At 52.3% G+C, this 18,657-nt stretch carries 16 protein-coding genes; 4 read left to right on the forward strand and 12 right to left on the reverse strand.

From position 1 onward, the window contains the following. Window positions 1-5: 5 nt before the first annotated feature. Entirely contained in the window at window positions 6-1,442 is a 1,437-nt protein-coding gene (locus VMF88_08810) for a flippase (protein ID HTY11161.1), read from the reverse strand. Window positions 1,443-1,647: 205 nt separating this feature from the next. Between VMF88_08810 and VMF88_08815 the strand changes: the two genes are divergently transcribed. Continuing rightward, window positions 1,648-2,739, forward strand: coding sequence for a glycosyltransferase family 1 protein (locus VMF88_08815; protein ID HTY11162.1), 1,092 nt, complete (start codon window positions 1,648-1,650; stop codon window positions 2,737-2,739). 6 nt (window positions 2,740-2,745) lie between these two features. Then, the gene (gene nadD / locus VMF88_08820) at window positions 2,746-3,339 is read left to right on the forward strand and encodes a nicotinate (nicotinamide) nucleotide adenylyltransferase (protein HTY11163.1); all 594 of its coding nucleotides are present in this window, start codon (window positions 2,746-2,748) and stop codon (window positions 3,337-3,339) included. A 79-nt stretch (window positions 3,340-3,418) separates the two neighbouring features. On the opposite strand, the gene VMF88_08825 is transcribed toward nadD, so the two are convergent. After that, a complete protein-coding gene (locus tag VMF88_08825) occupies window positions 3,419-6,145 on the reverse strand; it encodes a DUF2723 domain-containing protein (protein ID HTY11164.1) in 2,727 nt (908 codons plus the stop codon). A 262-nt stretch (window positions 6,146-6,407) separates the two neighbouring features. Between VMF88_08825 and tatA the strand changes: the two genes are divergently transcribed. Continuing rightward, window positions 6,408-6,752: a twin-arginine translocase TatA/TatE family subunit gene (gene tatA, locus VMF88_08830; protein ID HTY11165.1), complete on the forward strand. Its 345-nt coding sequence runs from the start codon at window positions 6,408-6,410 to the stop codon at window positions 6,750-6,752. 50 nt (window positions 6,753-6,802) lie between these two features. After that, on the forward strand, window positions 6,803-7,708 hold the full coding sequence (locus VMF88_08835) for a DUF1003 domain-containing protein (GenBank protein ID HTY11166.1): 906 nt from the start codon (window positions 6,803-6,805) through the stop codon (window positions 7,706-7,708). Between the two features lie 101 nt (window positions 7,709-7,809). Here VMF88_08835 and VMF88_08840 read toward each other — a convergent pair whose 3' ends face one another. From VMF88_08840 to VMF88_08885, 10 genes are all read right to left on the reverse strand, one after another. After that, on the reverse strand, window positions 7,810-8,223 hold the full coding sequence (locus VMF88_08840; protein ID HTY11167.1) for a hypothetical protein: 414 nt from the start codon (window positions 8,221-8,223) through the stop codon (window positions 7,810-7,812). A 269-nt stretch (window positions 8,224-8,492) separates the two neighbouring features. Next, window positions 8,493-8,864, reverse strand: a complete 372-nt coding sequence (locus tag VMF88_08845; protein HTY11168.1) for a response regulator — start codon at window positions 8,862-8,864, stop codon at window positions 8,493-8,495. A gap of 8 nt (window positions 8,865-8,872) precedes the next feature. After that, window positions 8,873-12,532 (reverse strand): PAS domain S-box protein, encoded by a 3,660-nt coding sequence (locus tag VMF88_08850; GenBank protein HTY11169.1) that lies wholly within the window; start codon window positions 12,530-12,532, stop codon window positions 8,873-8,875. A 54-nt stretch (window positions 12,533-12,586) separates the two neighbouring features. Continuing rightward, window positions 12,587-13,165: a response regulator gene (locus tag VMF88_08855; GenBank protein ID HTY11170.1), complete on the reverse strand. Its 579-nt coding sequence runs from the start codon at window positions 13,163-13,165 to the stop codon at window positions 12,587-12,589. Beyond that, complete coding sequence (locus VMF88_08860) at window positions 13,162-15,408, reverse strand: ATP-binding protein (protein ID HTY11171.1); 2,247 nt, start codon at window positions 15,406-15,408, stop codon at window positions 13,162-13,164. The genes VMF88_08855 and VMF88_08860 overlap by 4 nt, the downstream gene beginning before the upstream one ends. Continuing rightward, window positions 15,405-16,259 (reverse strand): HDOD domain-containing protein, encoded by an 855-nt coding sequence (locus VMF88_08865; protein ID HTY11172.1) that lies wholly within the window; start codon window positions 16,257-16,259, stop codon window positions 15,405-15,407. The genes VMF88_08860 and VMF88_08865 overlap by 4 nt, the downstream gene beginning before the upstream one ends. Beyond that, complete coding sequence (locus tag VMF88_08870) at window positions 16,253-16,603, reverse strand: hypothetical protein (protein HTY11173.1); 351 nt, start codon at window positions 16,601-16,603, stop codon at window positions 16,253-16,255. Before VMF88_08870 ends, VMF88_08865 begins: the two co-directional genes overlap by 7 nt. Window positions 16,604-17,006: 403 nt before the next feature. Beyond that, a complete protein-coding gene (locus tag VMF88_08875; protein ID HTY11174.1) occupies window positions 17,007-17,663 on the reverse strand; it encodes a hypothetical protein in 657 nt (218 codons plus the stop codon). A 39-nt stretch (window positions 17,664-17,702) separates the two neighbouring features. Continuing rightward, entirely contained in the window at window positions 17,703-18,008 is a 306-nt protein-coding gene (locus tag VMF88_08880; GenBank protein HTY11175.1) for a hypothetical protein, read from the reverse strand. A gap of 36 nt (window positions 18,009-18,044) precedes the next feature. Continuing rightward, window positions 18,045-18,314, reverse strand: coding sequence for an HNH endonuclease signature motif containing protein (locus VMF88_08885; GenBank protein HTY11176.1), 270 nt, complete (start codon window positions 18,312-18,314; stop codon window positions 18,045-18,047). Between the last annotated feature and the right edge of the window lie 343 nt (window positions 18,315-18,657).

Raw genomic sequence — 18,657 nt, forward strand, 5'->3', positions numbered from 1 at the left:
GGGAGTCAAGATCTTTGCAGGAGAAATTTTAGTTTTGCTATTTCCCCCCACGAGACCGCTCTTGTGACGAACAATCCAGCTGAATAGAGTAATCCGCCAAGAATGATAAGCCAGACAACCGGGGAATGGTTCGTTGCCAAAAGAAGGGGGAGGAGGAAGGCATTGGCCAGAAGCACCTTGACCAACGGGAAAGACTCAAAGACATTTCCGAACTGCTTCCGCACGATAGCGGAAAGGAGAAAGAAACCAAGCAGTTCAGTCAGCACGGTCACGATGGATGCTCCCACAAACGAGATGATCGGGATGAGGATGAGGTTCGCGACCACGTTGAACAATGCATTGATCACCGAAACTCCCAGCACATACCGCTGAAGGTTCATCCCGCCGAGAATGAATCCAAGGATAGAGGTGACGGAACTTAACGGCACCCACCAGAGGAGAATTTGCAGAATAAATCCCGCCTCGCCGAACGACGCTACGTACAGCCGGCGAATGAACTGGTCCGCAATGATCGTCCCGCCGACCGCGATGGGAAGCGAAAAAATAAGAGCATAGAATATCACATTGGACGAGAGCGAGACCGCACTCTTTCTGTCCGATTCATACAGCTTGGCGATCATGGGAAACAAGGCAATGACGAAAGCCGACGAGAAGCTGGTCGCCGCAAGCACAATGTTATAGGCCGCCCTGTAGATTCCCACCGCCTGTTCGCTGACCATCACCGAAAGCATAACGGTGTCGATGTGAAAATAGATCATCACGGAGAGGCCGGTCAATGCGAACGGCATTCCCCCTGCCAACAATCTTCTTGCGAGCGGCAGGGAAAAGGCGAAATTCGGGCGTGCATGCCGGTAAGCAACTGCAGCGGAATACACGAGCTGGAAAAGCGCTGCGACGATCAAAAAGTAGAGGATCATTTCTATACTGGAATAGAGCCAGACCGCCGCTAACGTGAGCGCTACCTCGACGACCTTTGAGACGACGGAGATCTTTGCGTCAAGGTCCATCCGGTGGTTTCCCCTGAGAAGGCTTACAAACGAGGTGCTGAGGTTTTTGAGAAATAAGGCCAGAGCTGCAAGGAGGATGACGGTTCCGTGCAGTCGGGCGGCGTCGACAAACAGGGAAATCAGGAAAATCGCGGCAAAACCGGCCGTCGACAGAAAACACTTGGAAACGACTGCAGACCATAAGAGAGTACGGCTTTCGTCCTTGCCGACTGCTATTTCACGCACCAAAAAGGCGTCCAGTCCCAGATCAAAAAAGGGAAGAAATAAGGTGGTATAGGAAATAGCAAAATTGAAGAGGCCGAAGTTCTCGACATCAAGCCGGTTTGCGACGACAACGGTCGAGTAAAATGCGAGTAACTTCAATACGATCTGAGCTGCGAATAACCATACGGTGTTGCGAAGAAGTGTCTGGGCAGGGCGGACGGACGATTCCATTGAACCTATAAGTGTGAATTTTCTCGTATTGATGATACACAGAAGTTTTTACTTAATCAACGACGGGAAGTGTTCAGGCTTTCCGTTACAGAAGTCACCGGCCGGTCCTTTCTTTTAGGGTATTTTTTTGTAAATTGTGCACGACAAAGAAGACGGGCAATGCAGCAACACGCCTGAAGAGTTCCTGTCACAACGAACACCTCCGATGCCGCTCATAGGAATAGACGCAAGAAAATATCATGACTTCGGGATCGGAACATACATCCAGCATCTTCTCAGCGAATTCATATCGCTCCCCGCGGCCCCTGATTTCCACCTGTTCCTAGGTCCGCAGGACGCTGAGACTGTTGCTGTTCCCGAAAGATGGAAGACATCCGTTTCAGCCCACGGGAAATATTCCGTGGGAGAGTTTGCTTTTTTTGGAAGAGAAATTAATTCCAGGGGCGTCTCACTCTTCCATTCCCCCCATTATACTCTTCCCTTTGGCTTAAAATGTCCATCAGTGGTAACGATTCATGACCTCATTCATTTGCGGTTTCCGCGGGATTTTTCTTTATTGCAGCGGTCATATTCTTACGGAATGATGTTGCATGCGACCAGCAGCGCAGAGTTTATCATTACAGATTCAGAGTTCACTAAGCTCGATATTCTTCGGTCATTCCGAGTCAGTGAGGATAAGATCATTCCTATTCATCTCGGAGTCTCGGAGCAGTTTAGCCGGTCATCATCGTCAACAGAGTTCAGAGAGAAATTCCGGCTGGATCGTCCATATGTTCTCTTTGTTGGAAATACAAAGCCTCATAAAGGGATCGATGTTCTTCTTCGGGCATTCAACGAGGTGACCGCATCATATCCGGATTTAGGCCTGGTTTTTGTCGGCAGCGATCCCAAGTCGAATGCAGCATTCTCCGCAATAATAGATTCGCTGCATCTCTCCAGGAGAATTGCTTCGCTCGGCTGGTTGTCGAATGAAGATTTGAATCGCGCTTATCAGGGGGCCGAAATGTTTGTCCTTCCGTCGTTCTATGAAGGCTTCGGCCTGCCGGTGTTGGAGGCCATGGCATGCGGGACTCCCGTCATAGCATCGGATGCCGGTTCCCTTCCGGAGATTGCCGGAGATGCGGCGATACTCTGCGAGACGGGGAAATATAGAATGTTTGCCGATGCCATGGTGAACGTGCTGCGGGATCATCATTTGAAGAATACATTGATTCGAAACGGAATCGAGCGCGCCTCCAGATTTTCGTGGAAAGAAACTGCACGAAGGACACTCGAAGTATATCACCGCGCTATGTAGGAATATATGATCACTCCACCAAAAAGGATCGGCATCTTTGGCGGCACCTTCAACCCCCCGCATGCGGGACATTTGATCGTCGCTGAAAGTATTTGCGACCAGCTCGGGTTGGATAAGCTGTTTTTTGTCCCCTCATTCATCTCGCCGCATAAGAAAAAGGGGGAAGAAAAACTGGCGACGCACCGATTGCAGATGGTACGGCTGGCGGTTGGCTTAAACCCTCGATTTGATTTTTCCGATATAGAAATAAAGAGGAGGGGAACATCGTTCACCTATACCACCGTGGAAGCATTCAGGCTGAATTTCCCCGGCAGTAAATTGTTTCTGATTATCGGAGCGGATAACTACGCGGAGTTTGATACCTGGAAAAATCCTGAGCGGATACTCGAGCTGGCGTCGCTGGCGGTGATGAACAGACCATCTCAACAATTGAGAGCCCCCGAAAAGAGTAGCTCTAAGAAGGTAATATTCGCCTCGGTGCCTAACGTTGAAATATCCTCCTCGGAGATCAGGGAGATGATCCACCAGGGAAGGTCGATTCAGTATCTTGTTCCCCGCGTTGTCCAGCAGTACATCCAGCGCCATCGTCTTTACCGGTAACGAGTTTGCCTCCTCAAAAAGAAAAACCCCCGGTCGTACGGGGGTTTTTCTTTTCATCGGGCGTAGAGCCGTAGCCCGCCTACTTCGCTTGGATCGCCTTTATCTCCCGGATCCTTTGGTCCACCATGTTTCTGATCCCGGGTATGCGTGAATAGACCTCGGCGACATGGTTCATGGTCGCGATAGCTTTGTCATACTCCTTCAGGGATTCATACGATTGCGACAGGACGATAAGAGGGTTATACTGATCCAATTGCTCGGTCATCTGTGCGTTCGTCAGGTACGGGTTTAATTCCGTTACGAGCTCCGCGGCAAATTGACGTGCGTGGAGAGTATCTCCGTTTATTCTGTAAATTTCCGCGATGTCGGCTTTGGACCGATAGTCGATGGAGAGAAGAGCATGCGGAATGACCTGTTCCATTCTGTTCAGCGCTGCGATAGCGCCGGCCGAATCGTGCTTGACGTTCGTGAGATAGACGGTGAGCGAGAGGAACGCCTGCCGGTAATTCATGATAAGCCGGCGCTGGTTTTCGTCGAAATGCACCGCCGGATCCTGGAGTCCCCGCCACCGAAAACCGAATGACGGCGTTTGAAGCGGAGTTTGAACATCCGTCATGAGCTGCTTTCGAAGAACGTTCTCATTCACGCCTTCCCAAAAATTGCGGACTTTCCGGGGAACGAGCTTCATCGCAAGCCCGCGCATCTCCATATGGTCCTGAAGACCGATCTTGCTGTCGTCTCCGCCTGTTGTTGCAAAGTAGATCGGACGCTCCCACCGGTTCGTGCGGACAATGTCAAAGACAAGAATGTCCTGCACCCTGAGCGCTTTGATATTTCCGAATTGCAGCGTTGCCGGCATGACGAATTTTACCGTATCCACAATTTCCGACCCGAGTGAATGTTGGAGGGCAACATCGGAATTTGCCGGAGGCGTTGACATCGTGTCCCATTCTTCCTTGGCGCTCCGCGGCACGGGGAGTGAGAACATCTGCGGTTCATACTGCACGGGCTGAATGCCCGTGATCTGATCGTCCGTCATGCTGATCGGCACCTTTTTCGCTCCGAACGGTTCGGTATCTTTCAGCTGCTTGATGTACCAATCGGTGTTCGCAAGGCTCAGGCAGATGACCCTGACGTCTCTTCTGACTCCTTCGACATCCTGCAGGTACCACAGCGGGAAGGTATCGTTGTCGCCGTTGGTGATGAGGATGGCGTCTTTCTCAGTGCTCTGAAGCAGGTTGTACGCGTAGTCCCATGCGAGGTAGTGCCCGTAGCGGCTGGACGGATGGATGTTGGACCGGAGCATGTTCGCCGGGACGAAAATAAACGCAAGTGCCAGCGCGCAATAACCGGCGATCCTCGCCTGCTGTTCTTTCAGTATCTGCTCAAGATAATTCACGATGGCAAGTGTCCCCATGCCGATCCACAGACAGAACCCGAAGAAGGAATAGACGAAGAAGTAATCACGCTCGCGCGGCTGCTCCTGCTGCATGTTGAAGTAGACCGCGAGGGCAAAGCCGGTCAGCACGAAATAGATCGTCATGATGAAGGCCATCTTTGGGTCTATCTTCCAATGATAATAGAACCCGATCAATCCGATAAGAAAGGGGATGCCGAACAATTGAGCGAACTTGACTCCGGCCCCCTGCCAGTCGTCCTCCTTGCCGATGAAATTCCAGCCGAAATACCTGAGGTACATATGGTTGATCTGGTATCGCCAGAAATAATCGCTGTCGCTCGTGTACTGTTTGAAATATTCCATCTTGTCCGGTTCGTTCGACCAGCGGCGTTGGAGGAGCGGCGTCTCGCCGTACTGCTCTCGTTCGAGATACATCACAAGGCGTTTGAGCGTATTCGGGTTGTCCTCGTTGATCGGGGGGTTGGCATTCGACCGGATGTAGACGACGGCATAGATCGAATATCCGAGAAGAATGAACAGAAACGACAGCGCCGCAATGTTCAGGATCCTCTTATTGGTTTTGATGGAATGGTACAGCAGATAGAACGCCGCCAGCGGGAGAACGACGGCGGCCACAACCCACAGGTCGGTCGTGATCCCGAAGACCTCGCCGGCAAGCATCGACGGGTACCATTTCACAATGCCGGGATACGCGCTGAAAAAGATCAGCGAGGCGACAACGCCGAACTTGATAATGTCCGTTGAAAAGAGGAATTGTTTCAACGATTGCTTGTAGAAACGGAAATACACCACGAGAATAGCGACGAAGAATCCCATAAGCCCGTGGATGTGAATACCCGTTGTCAACCCGACAAGAAACGTGATCAGGAGCAAATAGGCGTCGGAGTGCGGTTCCTCGTATTCTTCATGCCACCGGAGGGCGAGCCAGATGATGATGGCGGTGAACAAGAGGCTCGTGTTCCTCGTTTCGGTCTCGAGAGCGTTAAACCAGAATGTCGTACTGAATGTCAATGCAAGGGCGCCGATCGCTGCGGAACCGTAGACCGCGATCCGGTCGAACGGAGCTTCGGGCAGATCATGACGCAGGAGGATCACCCTCACGGTAATAAGGTACAGAAGCGTCACGACGATCGCGCTCGCCAGCGCGTTGATGAAATGCATGCGGACGGCGATGTCCGAGAACAGCGGGATCATCGAAGCGACGCGCATGACGATGACGAGCAGAGGAGAGCCCGGAGGATGCTGAACCTGAAGGAGATACGATGCCGCGCAATGTTCCGGTACGTCCCAGAAAACGACGGTCGGGGGAAGCGTATAAAGGTATGTGCACATCGTTACTGCAAAAACTGCAAGAGCGACAAGACGATTGATCTTTTTATGTCCCATGTTCACTGAGTGGATAGATGAAGAATGCGGTTCCAAAACTATATAGTATATGGCATTATTTCCTCGAATTCAAGGCCGAAGTGATTTTCTTCCCGCCATTGAGTACTATTCTTCGATTGTGTATATTGGAACAATATGACTCTGCCTCGCGGAAGATGAGGGGATTCCTTTGGTTTTGTCTTCAATGCGAAAGGATGAAAGGCAGCAGGAGATTCGGCTGTCTCAGAGGCGGGGAAAGAAAAACATCTTTGAAAGGAAGAAAATGGGAAATCTTGGTGCACCTGAACTGATCTTGATCCTTCTCGTCATCCTGATTTTTTTCGGCGCTAAAAAAATTCCCGAAATCGCGCAAGGATTCGGGAAGGGAGTCAGAGAATTCAGGAAAGCGAGCAAGGACATTCAGGAAGACATCGCCGCGGATGAAGCAAAAGTTATCGAAGAGAAAAAGAACGTCTGTCCATACTGCAGCGCTCCCTTTGTCGAGGGGGCAAAATTCTGCCCTTCATGCGGAAAATCTCTTTCCGGCGTGACGTGCTCAAAATGCCATGCGAACAACCCCGTGGGAAGCAGATTCTGCAAGGAATGCGGCAACCAGCTCACGGCCTGATAACGTTACGGCTCCGCGTAGACGTCTGATTTTTATCGATGGTACTGCCTATGATCTCTCAAGAGTTTCTGGCCAAGATTCCGATTTTTGAAAAGCTCTCATCGGCTGATCTCGAAGTCTTGCGTACCCTGTGGCATCCCCGGGATTTGAAGCAGAACGAAGTGTTGTTCCGGAAAGGGGAGAGCGGGTCTTCGATGTACATCATCGAGGAAGGGAGTATTGAGATTTCAGTCCCGTCCCAGACCGAGAAAAAGGACATACGGGTCTCCCTCCTGAGCCAGGGAGAATTTTTCGGCGAGCTTTCTCTTGTTGACGGGCTTCCCCGGACGGCCAAAGCCACGGCAACCAGCGACAGCCGGCTTCTGGAAATGATGCGCGATCATTTCATCCAATTTGTCACCACCCGTCCCACGGTGGCGATCTCGATGATCAGCGAGATGGGAAAGCGGCTGCGCGCGACGAACGACCTTGTGACGACGCTCGCTTCGAAAAACGTGAATGTCGAGATGGAGGAGCAATTGAGCTTCGGGGACAGGCTCGCCGACAAGGTCGCAGATTTTGTAGGAAGCTGGACGTTCGTCATTTATTTTTTCGTCTGCCTTATCCTGTGGATTCTACTTAACGTCATGGAGTTTATTTTCAAACCGTTCGACGCGTATCCTTTTGTCTTCCTCAACCTCGTCCTTGCCGTGGTCGCCTCTCTGCAGGCCCCCTTGATCATGATGAGCCAGAATAGAGCCCAAAAACAGGACCGTTTGAAGGCGGACCTCGACTACCAGGTGAGTTTGAAATCGGAATTAATGCTCCAGCAGCTGCATGTCAAGACCGACGAAATGCGCGCTCTCGAATTCGAAACGATGGAGCAGATACTCAAAAAGGAGCTCGCCTACATCCGCCATCAACTTCAAGAGATTCGTAATCTCCCCGCTGAGGCCCCTCTGCCGAAAGATAGTTGAACCGCCCAACGCCCAAACGTGCTTAATTACCTTTTTCTTTCCGGCAGGATGAATTCGAAGGAAAATTGTCCCCGTATGGTCTGGCTGAAATGATCCCCTATTCAATTTAATTTTGTGGGTGTCTGAGTTGACGGGGTCACGGTCATGTCGTACGTAGGGTAAGTTCCGTCGCTGAGGCCGATTTTTCCAACCCCTTCAAAGACAATCCCGGAATCACTCCCGGCCGTCTTGATCGTGTACGTCCCATTGGCGTTGTCCGTGAATGCCGTCGTTGCGAGCTGCGCCAGGCCTGTCGCGTCAGCGGTGAGGGCGGAAAAAGTATTGACTCCTCCTCCAAGAGAGGTCGGCTTTGAATAGTATTGCTGGGCCTTGATCGCGAGTTTTTTCAGATCGCCGATGACTGCGGCGCGGTTGTGGTCAATCGCGTTGTCCTGGTACATCGCAATGCTGACCGCGATCGCCACGCCGACCACGATCACGCCGAGAATGACGAGAAGAATCTGTTGTTGTCCCATGAGAGAAGTTGATTGGAAGTCGGGTGAAGCAGCTATCGATGCTCGCTGCGCGTGTGCCGGAAGAGGAGGATTTTCTTGGCTTTACAGTCGGCCGTTATAAAACAAAAAACCCTCATCTTCTCTTCTTTGCGAAGCCAAGGGTCTTTCCCCTCAATCCCCACTCCATCCCCAGGCTTACAGCCAACCCAATGTATATGTAATCAAGGGGAGAGTCAAGCGTTAACAGCAGGCCTATTGCGGAGATCTTTTTTGAAGAACGGGGTTCATGGCTAAAGTCCCGACAGACATTCCCGCACCGCAGCTAGAAAGTGCTTTTGGTCAAAAGGCTTCTGGAATGTGTAATCTGCGCCGAAATGCTGAGCCATCCGGAGATATTGTTCCGGCTCAATTTTCCCTCCCCCCGAAATGGCGATGATCGGTGTTTTCCTGCTCTGTCCCCGGATTTCCATGATCGTTTCAATTCCTTCTTTTTCCGGCATGACGATGTCCGTGATGATCAGGTCAAACGTTTTGGATTCGATCATTTTTAAGCCGAGGCTCCCGTCGTGCGCTCCTTCCACGTCGTACCCGGCTTCCGACAGGAGTTGCACGATCATTCCGTTCATGATTTCATCATCGTCGATCACAAGTATTTTTGCCATACGAACCTTTATTGTTGATGATCAATAATATCCCTGATAATTCCGCTCAATTCGTTTGCGCGAAAAGGCTTCATTAAGATGTGGTCAATGCCGATCGCGGCCACTCTCTCCGGGTTCAATTCGCTGCTGAATCCGGTACAGAGAACAACCGGAAGATCGCTTCGTATTTTCAACGTTTCTTTTGCCAGTTCCATTCCCGAGATGCCCGGCATGGTCTGGTCGGTGATCAGGATGTCGATGTCGCTCGAGTGTTGTTGAATGAAATGCAGCGCCTCGATGCTTTCGGTAATGCCGATCACGGTGTATCCCATCGGGGCCAGTATCTCTTTCGTCATTTCGATGAGCATCGGTTCATCGTCGACAAAGAGTATTGTTTCGTCGCCCGACAGCTTCTTCAATGCCTCCTCATCCGTTATTTCTGGGACCGGATCATCGACCGCGGGGAAGAAGAGTCTGAACGTTGTCCCTCTTCCAACGATGCTTTCCACCCGAACATCTCCTCCGAACGATTGGAGGACCCCCAACACGACGCTGAGCCCCATTCCCGTGCCGATCCCGACCGCCTTCGTCGTGAAGAAAGGTTCGAATGCCCTCGCGAGCGTCGCGGCATCCATTCCGCATCCCGTGTCGGACACTTCCACGACGGTATACTCGCCCGGCGTGATCTCTCCGACTTGACCGTGAAAACCTTTATCGAGCATGACAGACAGAAGGCGAAATGTCAGCGTCCCCCGCCTTTCCATGGCATCAACCGCATTGGTGGCAAGATTCAGAAGCACTTCATGGATCTTGGTCGAATCAGCTAAGATCGGCTTTGCGGTCTTGTCCAGTTCGGAGAGGATCGTGACGGAGGAGGGGATCGAAGCCTTCAGCATGTCCAGCACTTCTCTGATGACCGGCCGGACCGAAATGATCGCTTTTTGCGGCGCTGTCTTTCGGCTGAATGTCAGTATCTGTTGGATCAGATTTTTTGCCCTTTCGGTAGCTTTGAGGACTTTGAAGAGATTTCGCTCGAGTTTTGAGTTTTTCTCGGCATACTGAAGCGACATTTCAGTATAGCCGACAATTCCGCCGAGCACGTTATTGAAATCGTGCGCAATGCCTCCGGCAAGGGTCCCGATGCTTTCTAATTTTTGCGACTGCAGAAGGCGGCGTTCCAACTCGAGTTTTTTCTCTTCGCTCCGTTTCAAGTCGGTGATGTCGCGCGTGATGGAGAGAATGTGGGGGACGCCTTCCATTTCGATGATGGAAGCGGACATTAGGCCGACGATGATCTCACCATGCTTCGTCCGGAAGGGGGCCTCGAGGTTGTCGAACCTTCCGTTTTCCCGCAATCCGTCGATCAACTTTTCCCTGTCCTCGGGATGCACCCAGATATCGAGTCCGAGCGATGTTTTTCCCACCATCTCTTCTTCCGAGTAGCCCATGATGCGGGTGAAGCCCGGGTTGATCGAAACGTACATCCCGTCATCAAGCCTGTTAATGTTCACCGCGTCGGGATTTGTCAGGAATGCCGTTTTGAACTTGTCCTCGCTCTGCCTCAGCAGCCTCTCCGCTCGGTTCCGTTCCGTAATGTCTCTCCCGATCGTCGACGCAGCGACAATGCGTCCGTCGGGATCCTTGATCGGCGATATCGTCAGGGACATCTCGATCCGTTCGCCGTTCTTTTTCTGGCGGACAGTTTCGTAATGGACCAGTTTCGAACCCGCCTTGATTTTATCGAGAATCTCCTCCATGTCGTCCGAAGAGCCGGGGGGAAGGAGGATGGAGATGGGCTTCCCGATCACCTCGCTCGGAGAGTAACCGTAGATCGATTCCGCCCCTCTGTTCCAGCTGGTAATGATGCCCTCCAGCGTCTTGCTAATGATGACGTCGTCGGACGATTCGACGATAGCGGCAAGTTTTCTGGCATGAGCTTCGCTTTCTCTGAGCGCCTCTTCGGCCCGTTTTCTGTCGGTGATATCCTCTACGGTACCGTCGTAATAGAGCGTGTTGCCGGCTCCATCTTTGATCGCACGGGCGCTTTCTCTGACGTGAATGATCGACCCGTCGCTTTTCTTCCAGGCCGATTCCAGCCCTCGAATCTCGCCGCATCGTTCCATCTGCTCGACAAACTGCCGGCGTTCGTACGACGGCTCGAACCCTTCGCGGTTCAAGTTTCTCGACTTCAGTTCGTCGAACGTCTTATATCCGAGCTTTTCAATGATCGTGGGGTTCGCAAGGAGGATGGTCCCGTCGGGCTTTGTACGGTACAGCCCGATGGTTGAGTTTTCGTAGACGGACCGGAATCTCTCTTCACTTTCCCGGAGCGCCTGTTCAGCCTCTTTGCGTTTGGTGATATCGCGAATGACCAGCACTAATTTTTCAGGCCGGCCATCACGGTCACGAATAAAGTCTGTGTTGACCTCAATGTCGAACGTGCTTCCGTTTTTACGCAACGCCCGGTACTCGTTCGACCGCATCGGCTCGCCATGGAGTCTCGCCGCGATGTTGGCGAGAGCGCGAGGCCGGTCGCTTGGAACGATAAAATCCACGATATTCAACCCGCGCGACTGCTCTTCGGAATCATAACCGAACATGGAAACGGCGAGCGGTGAGATCATCTCAATACTTCCGTCGAGCCGGGCGAAGGTAATGTTGTCGGGGGACGCATTGATAATGGAGCGGTAGCGCTCTTCGCTTTCGCGCAGATCCTTTTCCATTTCCGTCCGCTTTGTAATGTCCCGGAACGACCACACGCGTCCGCTGTGTTGTCTCCCGTTGGTTATCGATGAGGAATACCGCTCAAAGACCCTGCCGTCCTTGCAATACACAGTGTCAAAATCGAAGCCGTCGGATCCTCGCAGCTGCTGAATCTTCGAACGGAATGCTTCCGGGTCCGTAACCTCTGTCAGGACATGATTGAACACCTCTGTTTCATCCCCCGAATCGATCAATGATTGAGGGATCCTCCATAGTTCGGCAAACCGCTGGTTGGATTTTATTATTCTCCCTTCACTGTTCACGGCTGCAATGCCGTCGGCGGTCGACTCCAGAATGGCATTCATGTTATGCTCGTTCTCGCGCAGGGCCGTTTCTGCCTGCCGCCGCTGGGTAATATCTTCAATAATGGAGATGAAATACTGAGGCGTACCGGAAGTGTCTCGAACACACGAAGTCCGCAGATTGATCCAGACGACAGATCCGTCCTTTCGGAGGTAACGTTTTTCCGTAGTCAGTGTCCGGGTTTCGTCGGCCAGCAACGAGTTCAAATTCACGAGGCTATTTTGCAGGTCTTGCGGATGTGTGATATCCTGAAACCTCATTGTCATCAGTTCGTCCCGGGAATAGCCGACGATCTCACACCATCGGGCATTGACCAGAATGAATCTGCCGTTAAGCGAAACATGAGCTATGCCGAGGGCCGCCTGAGCGAACGTGGCTCGAAAACGCTCTTCCGTTTCGCGAAGCCTGTCATACAATCTGTCCATTGGCTTGAACGAAAAAAGATAGACGAGGGGAAACGTAATCAACGTAAACAACCCCGCCTCGGTAAGCGACGTCGTCCAGCTTTCGCTCTTGAAGAAAAGGGGGAGAATCTTTACGCTGGCTATCTCGCTCGCCACCATGGCTCCGCCAAGGATGACCAAAAGTCTGAGTGTCGGCTTCCCCGGTATTTTCATTCCCATACTATTCCCTTCATGCATTGACGTAATGATCGGATCCCTGGAGCAGGAAAATCCTTACACAGCTTTTTCTTTGCCGCGAAGCTTTTCAATGGCCGGCTTCACATGACTGTGATAGCAGTCGGGACAAATGCCGTGCGAGAACGAGGTGTCGGTCTTCTGCTTGATGTGCTTTTCGATTGACACCCATGTGTCGTCATCCTGGCGGATCCGTCTACAGTAGGAGCAGATCGGGAGGATCGACTGAAGCTGCCGGATCTCGTGCTGCATGTTCAGGATGCGTTCCGCGACCTGCAAGCGCGCGGCCAGCTGCTCCGAGTCGAACGGCTTTGTGAGAACATCATCGGCTCCGGCTTTCATCGCTTCAAGATAACTTCCTTTGCCCCGGAGAACGGTGAGGAAAATGATGAACGTGTACGCATTCCTGTTCTCTGACCGGATCATGCGGGTCAATTCCAGGCCGTCCACCTGAGGCATCATCCAATCCGTAATGACGATCCTGGGATTCTTAGCCTGGTAGACGCTCCATGCCTCTTTGCCGTCCGAGGCGACAGACACTTCGTAATTGAGGCTTTGCAGCTGTTCCGTGATCAGGAGCTGGGAGACGACGTCGTCATCGACAACAAGAATTTTCATAAAAGGTCATCCTTTGGGATTAATGTCTCAAGCTGCGACACTGTTTTTTTAAGGGCCTCCTCGAGTTCATCGACCAGGTGTTCGGTCTCTGCGAGATGGCCGTTGATTGCAAGAAGTTCTATATGCTCGCTAAGTTCTGCAACTGCGACGGCGCCGATTTGAGCGGCGCTTCCCCGAAGGGCATGAGCGGCCATTCGGATCTTCCCGGCATCCTGTGCAACCGCCGCTTCACGCATCTGAAGAATTCTTTTTGGCGAGTCATTATCGAGCTGCCGCGTGATGCGTCGTAACAGGCTGGGATGTCCGTGCGAGGTGATGCTGTTAATTTCTTTGATGCGTTCCGGATCTATGACGGTCGCGGGGGGCGCTGTCAGGACCGAAGACGCCTGAACGGGTTGGGGTGTGCCCGCGTTGATCGCGATGCGCGGCAGCCACTTTCTAAGGATTCCCTCGATGTCAGATTTCCTGAACGGCTTCGCAACGTAATCGTCCATCCCGGCCTGAATGCATCGCTCCCGGTCCTCGTTGAAGGCATTGGCCGTCATCGCGACGATCACGGGCCTGTCCCTCCGCTGATCACTGCTCCGGATGAGCCGGGTTGCCTCATAACCGTCCATCACGGGCATTTGGCAGTCCATAAAGATCAGATCAAACGGAGTCCGAAGATTCGCTTCGACAGTTTCACGGCCGTTGCCGGCGACTGCCGCCTGCACGCCGAATTTCTCGAGCATCCCCTTGGCGACTTCCTGATTGATTTGATTGTCTTCAGCGATCAGAATGCGGACATCCTTGCCGACGATCATCGGCGCATGATCCTCTTTGCCGCTTGAAATTGGGGGGGGATCAGGGGAATGATCGTGTAGCCGGTCTATGATATGGACTGCTGATGGTTCCCGGACCGCGTGTTGAGCGTGAAGCGGGAGAGTAAACCAAAATGTGCTTCCTTCCCCCTCGTGACTTTGAACGCCGATCGACCCTCCCATTAGTTCCACCAGCTGTTTGGATATCGCAAGGCCGAGACCGGTTCCGCCGTATTTTCTCGTTGTCGACCCGTCTCCCTGGGTGAAACTCTGGAAGAGGTTCTTTTGAATTTCATCGGCAATGCCGATGCCGGTGTCGGAGACCGAAATCTTCAGCATCGGGTTCTCAACGCCCGGCGGTTCGATCGATGCGCTTATCGCGATCGAGCCCCGGTCGGTAAATTTGATCCCGTTACCGACGAGGTTCATCAGGATCTGCCGCAGACGCAACGGATCTCCCAGCAGATTCGAAAGGCATTTCTCAGGGAGATCCGTTTTTATCTTCAGCCCTTTTTCAGCCGCTTTTCCCTCAAGGATCGCGGCGACCTCGGCGACGATCTGTCCCAGGTCGAAAGGAATTCGTTCGAGTGTCAGCTTGCCCGCCTCGATCTTTGAAAAATCAAGAATGTCGTTGATGATCGCGAGGAGGGTATCTCCTGATGCACGGATGATCGCCGCGTACCTCCGCTCTTCGTTTGGAAGTTCAGCGCCGAGGAGAAGTTCTGCCATGCCGATGATGCCGCTGAGGGGGGTCCGCAGCTCGTGACTCATGTTCGCCACAAATTCGGATTTGAGCCGCGAAGCCCTGACGGCAATTTCTTTCGCGGCGATCAGCTCCTTTGTCCGTTCCTCAACCTTCTGCTCGAGGAGCCTGTTTTGATTGCTGATACGGCGGTATAATTCCAGCTGTTCGAGGCCGGCGGCTGTCTTGAACAGGATTATCGACATCAGGTTGAGCGCCAGCTTATTCGGGATAGATTCAGCGCCGGCCGCGATGCCCACGAACATCCCGATGACGCTCCGCCGGGTCTCAAGGCCGTGCAGGACGAAGACGCGCCCGTCGGTTCGGGACGGAATAGGAATAGGCCTGCTTTGATGCAGCGCCCAGCCAAAAAGGCCCTCGTCGATAAACTGGTTCACCTCGTTAAGAATCAGATGACGGTCGCCTGGCGGATCGACATCGTCCAGGGTAAATTCATTGGTCGACTCGTCGGGGATGAAAAAAGCCGTCGTCTCCAGCCCGACAAGGCGGCGAAGATGTTCGCGCGTCGAACTGTAAATCGAAAGTTTATCCCAGCCTGATTGCAGCGAGGATTGCTCGTCGTCGATGGTGGAAACTTCTTCGAACGACTCGAGCATCCATTGGTTTGTCTCCTCGAGAAAACGCACGCGCTCCAGCAGCGCTTCGGCGCTCGGGCCCGCCTGATGGTCTGCATCTGTCATGATTCCCCCGCATGAAACATTTTCAAAACACTGTCGAGATTCCGGTCCACGAGGTCGAAGATTTGAGGAAGAAATCCCGGGTTAAGCCCCAACGCCAGCCATGCCTCCTCGTCGAAAGGAGGGACGCATATTTCTCCGCTGCTCCCGCATTGGATGGTGTGAGCTACGACATCGGCGATGTGGATGACGCACGCCTCGTCGCGGTAACGGCTTGCAAGCATGGGAGTGTGGTGATACCGGATAACCTCTTCGAGGCTTCCCGGAAGGCGCCATGCTTCGATCAGCGCCCCGCCGACCGCGGCATGGTCGAAGCCGACAATTTCCTGCTCGGCTTTGAACATGGGAGCGGGATGTTCAGTGATGGAATCGAATACCTCGTCCATCACGTCGGGTATTTTATCGTACATGATCAGCCTTCCGACATCATGGAGAATCCCGGCGACAAAAAAGCGCTCGACGTTCGATTCACGGTTGAGACATGCGATGACCCTCGCTGCAAGGCCGCACGCGATACCGTGCTTCCAGAATGATTCCATCGAAACGAACCGCTCGGGAATATTGCGGAAGAGTTTCACGATCGACGTTGCGATCGAGAGATCATGCAGCTGCTGCGTGCCGATGATCATCACGGCCCGCGATATTGTATCGATTTTTCTTGGAAACCCGAAATATGCGCTGTTGACGATTCGGAGGAGCCTGGCGGTCAAGCCGGCATCCTGCATGATAATGGCGCTGATTTGGGCCACGGTCGTCTGCCGGTTGAAAATTGCCTCATGCAGCCGGTCATGGACTACCGAAATGGAAGAAAGCCTTTCCGATCCGTCGATCAGTTCCCGGGGATTGTTCAGCATGGCGACCCTTCTTTCGATTTCGCTCCGGCGATGCGGCTGATTGCGATTCGCTTGAGCTCTTTCGAGAAGGCGTTCGCTTCGTTGACATATCTGAAAAGCACTGCTGCTTCGGCTGTCGCTTCTTCTATGAACCGGGGGGGGGTCTGAGGCTCCGTCGTCCCTTCGCATTGCTTTGTGCTGGCTTCGTCAACACTCACTTCAGTAATGCCCCACGTTTTTAAGATCTTGATTCCTGATTGAGTGACCGCAGTCCCCTTTTGCAGCAGCATCGTGCCGTGAAGGTCGCTGACAGCTTCATCAATGATCATCCCTTCGCTGAGTTTGTCGAGAGAAATTTTTCCCATGGGGTTTTTGTCATCAATGTTGATCGTGACTGTTTCTTGAGCAGGGCTCCATTGAGGGGGTCGAACGGAGGCGACCCGTTTGCGATAGAAGGAAAATTTGTTTCTCCTTCGTATTAGTCCTGAGGAGGCAGAAAACGTAAACCTTACCTCCGGAGCGACGCCCCCTGCAATAATATCTCTCCCCCTATTTACTTGAGCAACAGGCGTGCCACGACGAACTTATTCGTATGCGGCGGAATCCTCTGAGAATCGCGAAAATACTCGGATACGGATTGCGCAGAAGGGAGGGGAGTGCTCGATGCTAATCGTGCTGGCTAATTTCAGCCAAGTGGCTGGTAACGAAGTGATGTGAATGGAAGAAAGGAAGGACGGCCGTATTGAAGAAATCGAATGAATATTTTTATTATTTCGCCGCCGGGGAGTACGGAGTGATGCTATTGAATTTGATCACCACCGAAGGAGAATTCACTGATGGAAGGTCGAGGGTCTTGGTCTCACTGTATCTGTCGTAAATACTCTCAACGAATACTCCCGAGAATGTCACTAATTGACCGACGCCGAGATGAGCGACTTGCTGATATGGTTTTGTCCCTTTGTCGATGACGGAGTTGTCTTTCCATGTGGGCCAGCGCTGGTAGTGGGTTTGATAGGAGACCAACAGCATCCCAGCTTCGCTGACAATTCTCAGAAATGTCCATGCCCCTTTATTTTCATTCCGTACTTCTGCAATTCGGCCTATCCAGTTGTCAATATGTTTCTTCCTCTCCTTGAAGAATTTCGTTCGTGCTTTATCACATTCATCCAGGATAGCCGAACGTTGCGCATCCGTTGTGGCAGATTGAAGCTCGTACCGAAAATGGAGGTTGGTCTGATGAAAGGTAATTTGGTCGGAAGGATATTGGATCCCAGGAGCCTGGGACATCGCCCGATAGTCATCGGCATCTTGAGAGAGGCCTTTTTCCCCCTCGTTGTGCCGTGAGCAGGAGGGAAGGAGGAGGAGCATACTCAAAAGAAAAGGAAGGAGGCTGAATCGGCGGTCGGGGACGGTCACTGTTCTCATCGTTTGTTAGTATGAGCTTGAAGAGGCGGTTGTCAGATTTTATTGTGCCTTATCGGCAAAAGTAAAACTGAGCATGATGCTCATGCAAAGCACGCCGGCAAAAAATGCGACGAGACTCCACATCTTTTCCCGTGAGAGTTTGCCTCCTCGAAGCAAAAAATATCCGGCCAGCATGTTTGCGAATCCCCAGAGAACATTGACAAATGGGGAAGAGAGTCCTCTGCCGGGAGGATTGGCGAACGGCGAAGGGAATTTATCTCCTGAAACTCCGTGAATGAAATGCGGTACGGTATTGGCCAGGAAGAGGCCGGCCAGGAAACACATCACATAATGATACCATTTCATGGAAAGGGTCCTCCATATTGATTCAGCCGGATTGACTTATTGTATTGCCGGGTCCTTCTCAGACACGATTCTCTCGTTTCCCCCATCGACGGGGAGGCGAGGTTGATGATCCTTGACGGAAAGCCATGTGTTGTACTGCATGTCTCCTTTAGCACCGTTATGTTCTTTGCACATCGGAAAGAGGTTTTCGACGGAAGTATGCCCGTTATTCGACCAGGGAATCCGATGGTCGAGGGTTTCGTACGGTTTCTTGCATCCTGGCACAGTGCATATATTTCCTTTCAGGAGAACAACCGCTCTTTCCATCTCCTCCGGCCATTCGTGGGAGTCAACAAATCCGTCATGTTGTTGCTCCGGCGATGGCAATCGAAAGCTCTGTTTCGCGTTCGGACAGATAAGAGTCTTATCTCTGTCTCCCCAGTCGTTGGCGTGCCGTTTGCTGCATTGTGGGCACCGATAATTCCATTTCACATGAGTGTCCCCGATGGAGGTTGGATGCGAGAAGAATCAATTGACCAGAGCCGGATGGCTCCGTCGATCATTGCGGAGGCTTTGTCTTTTCCGCGCCGCTTCCCTCACTCGACGCCAATATATCATATTTTATGAACGCCGTCAAGTGGCATTCCTGCCATACGATGGTTGAACGCCC

The organism is Bacteroidota bacterium (genome assembly GCA_035506275.1).
Classification (GTDB): domain Bacteria; phylum Bacteroidota; class Ignavibacteria; order UBA10030; family UBA8401; genus JAGVPT01.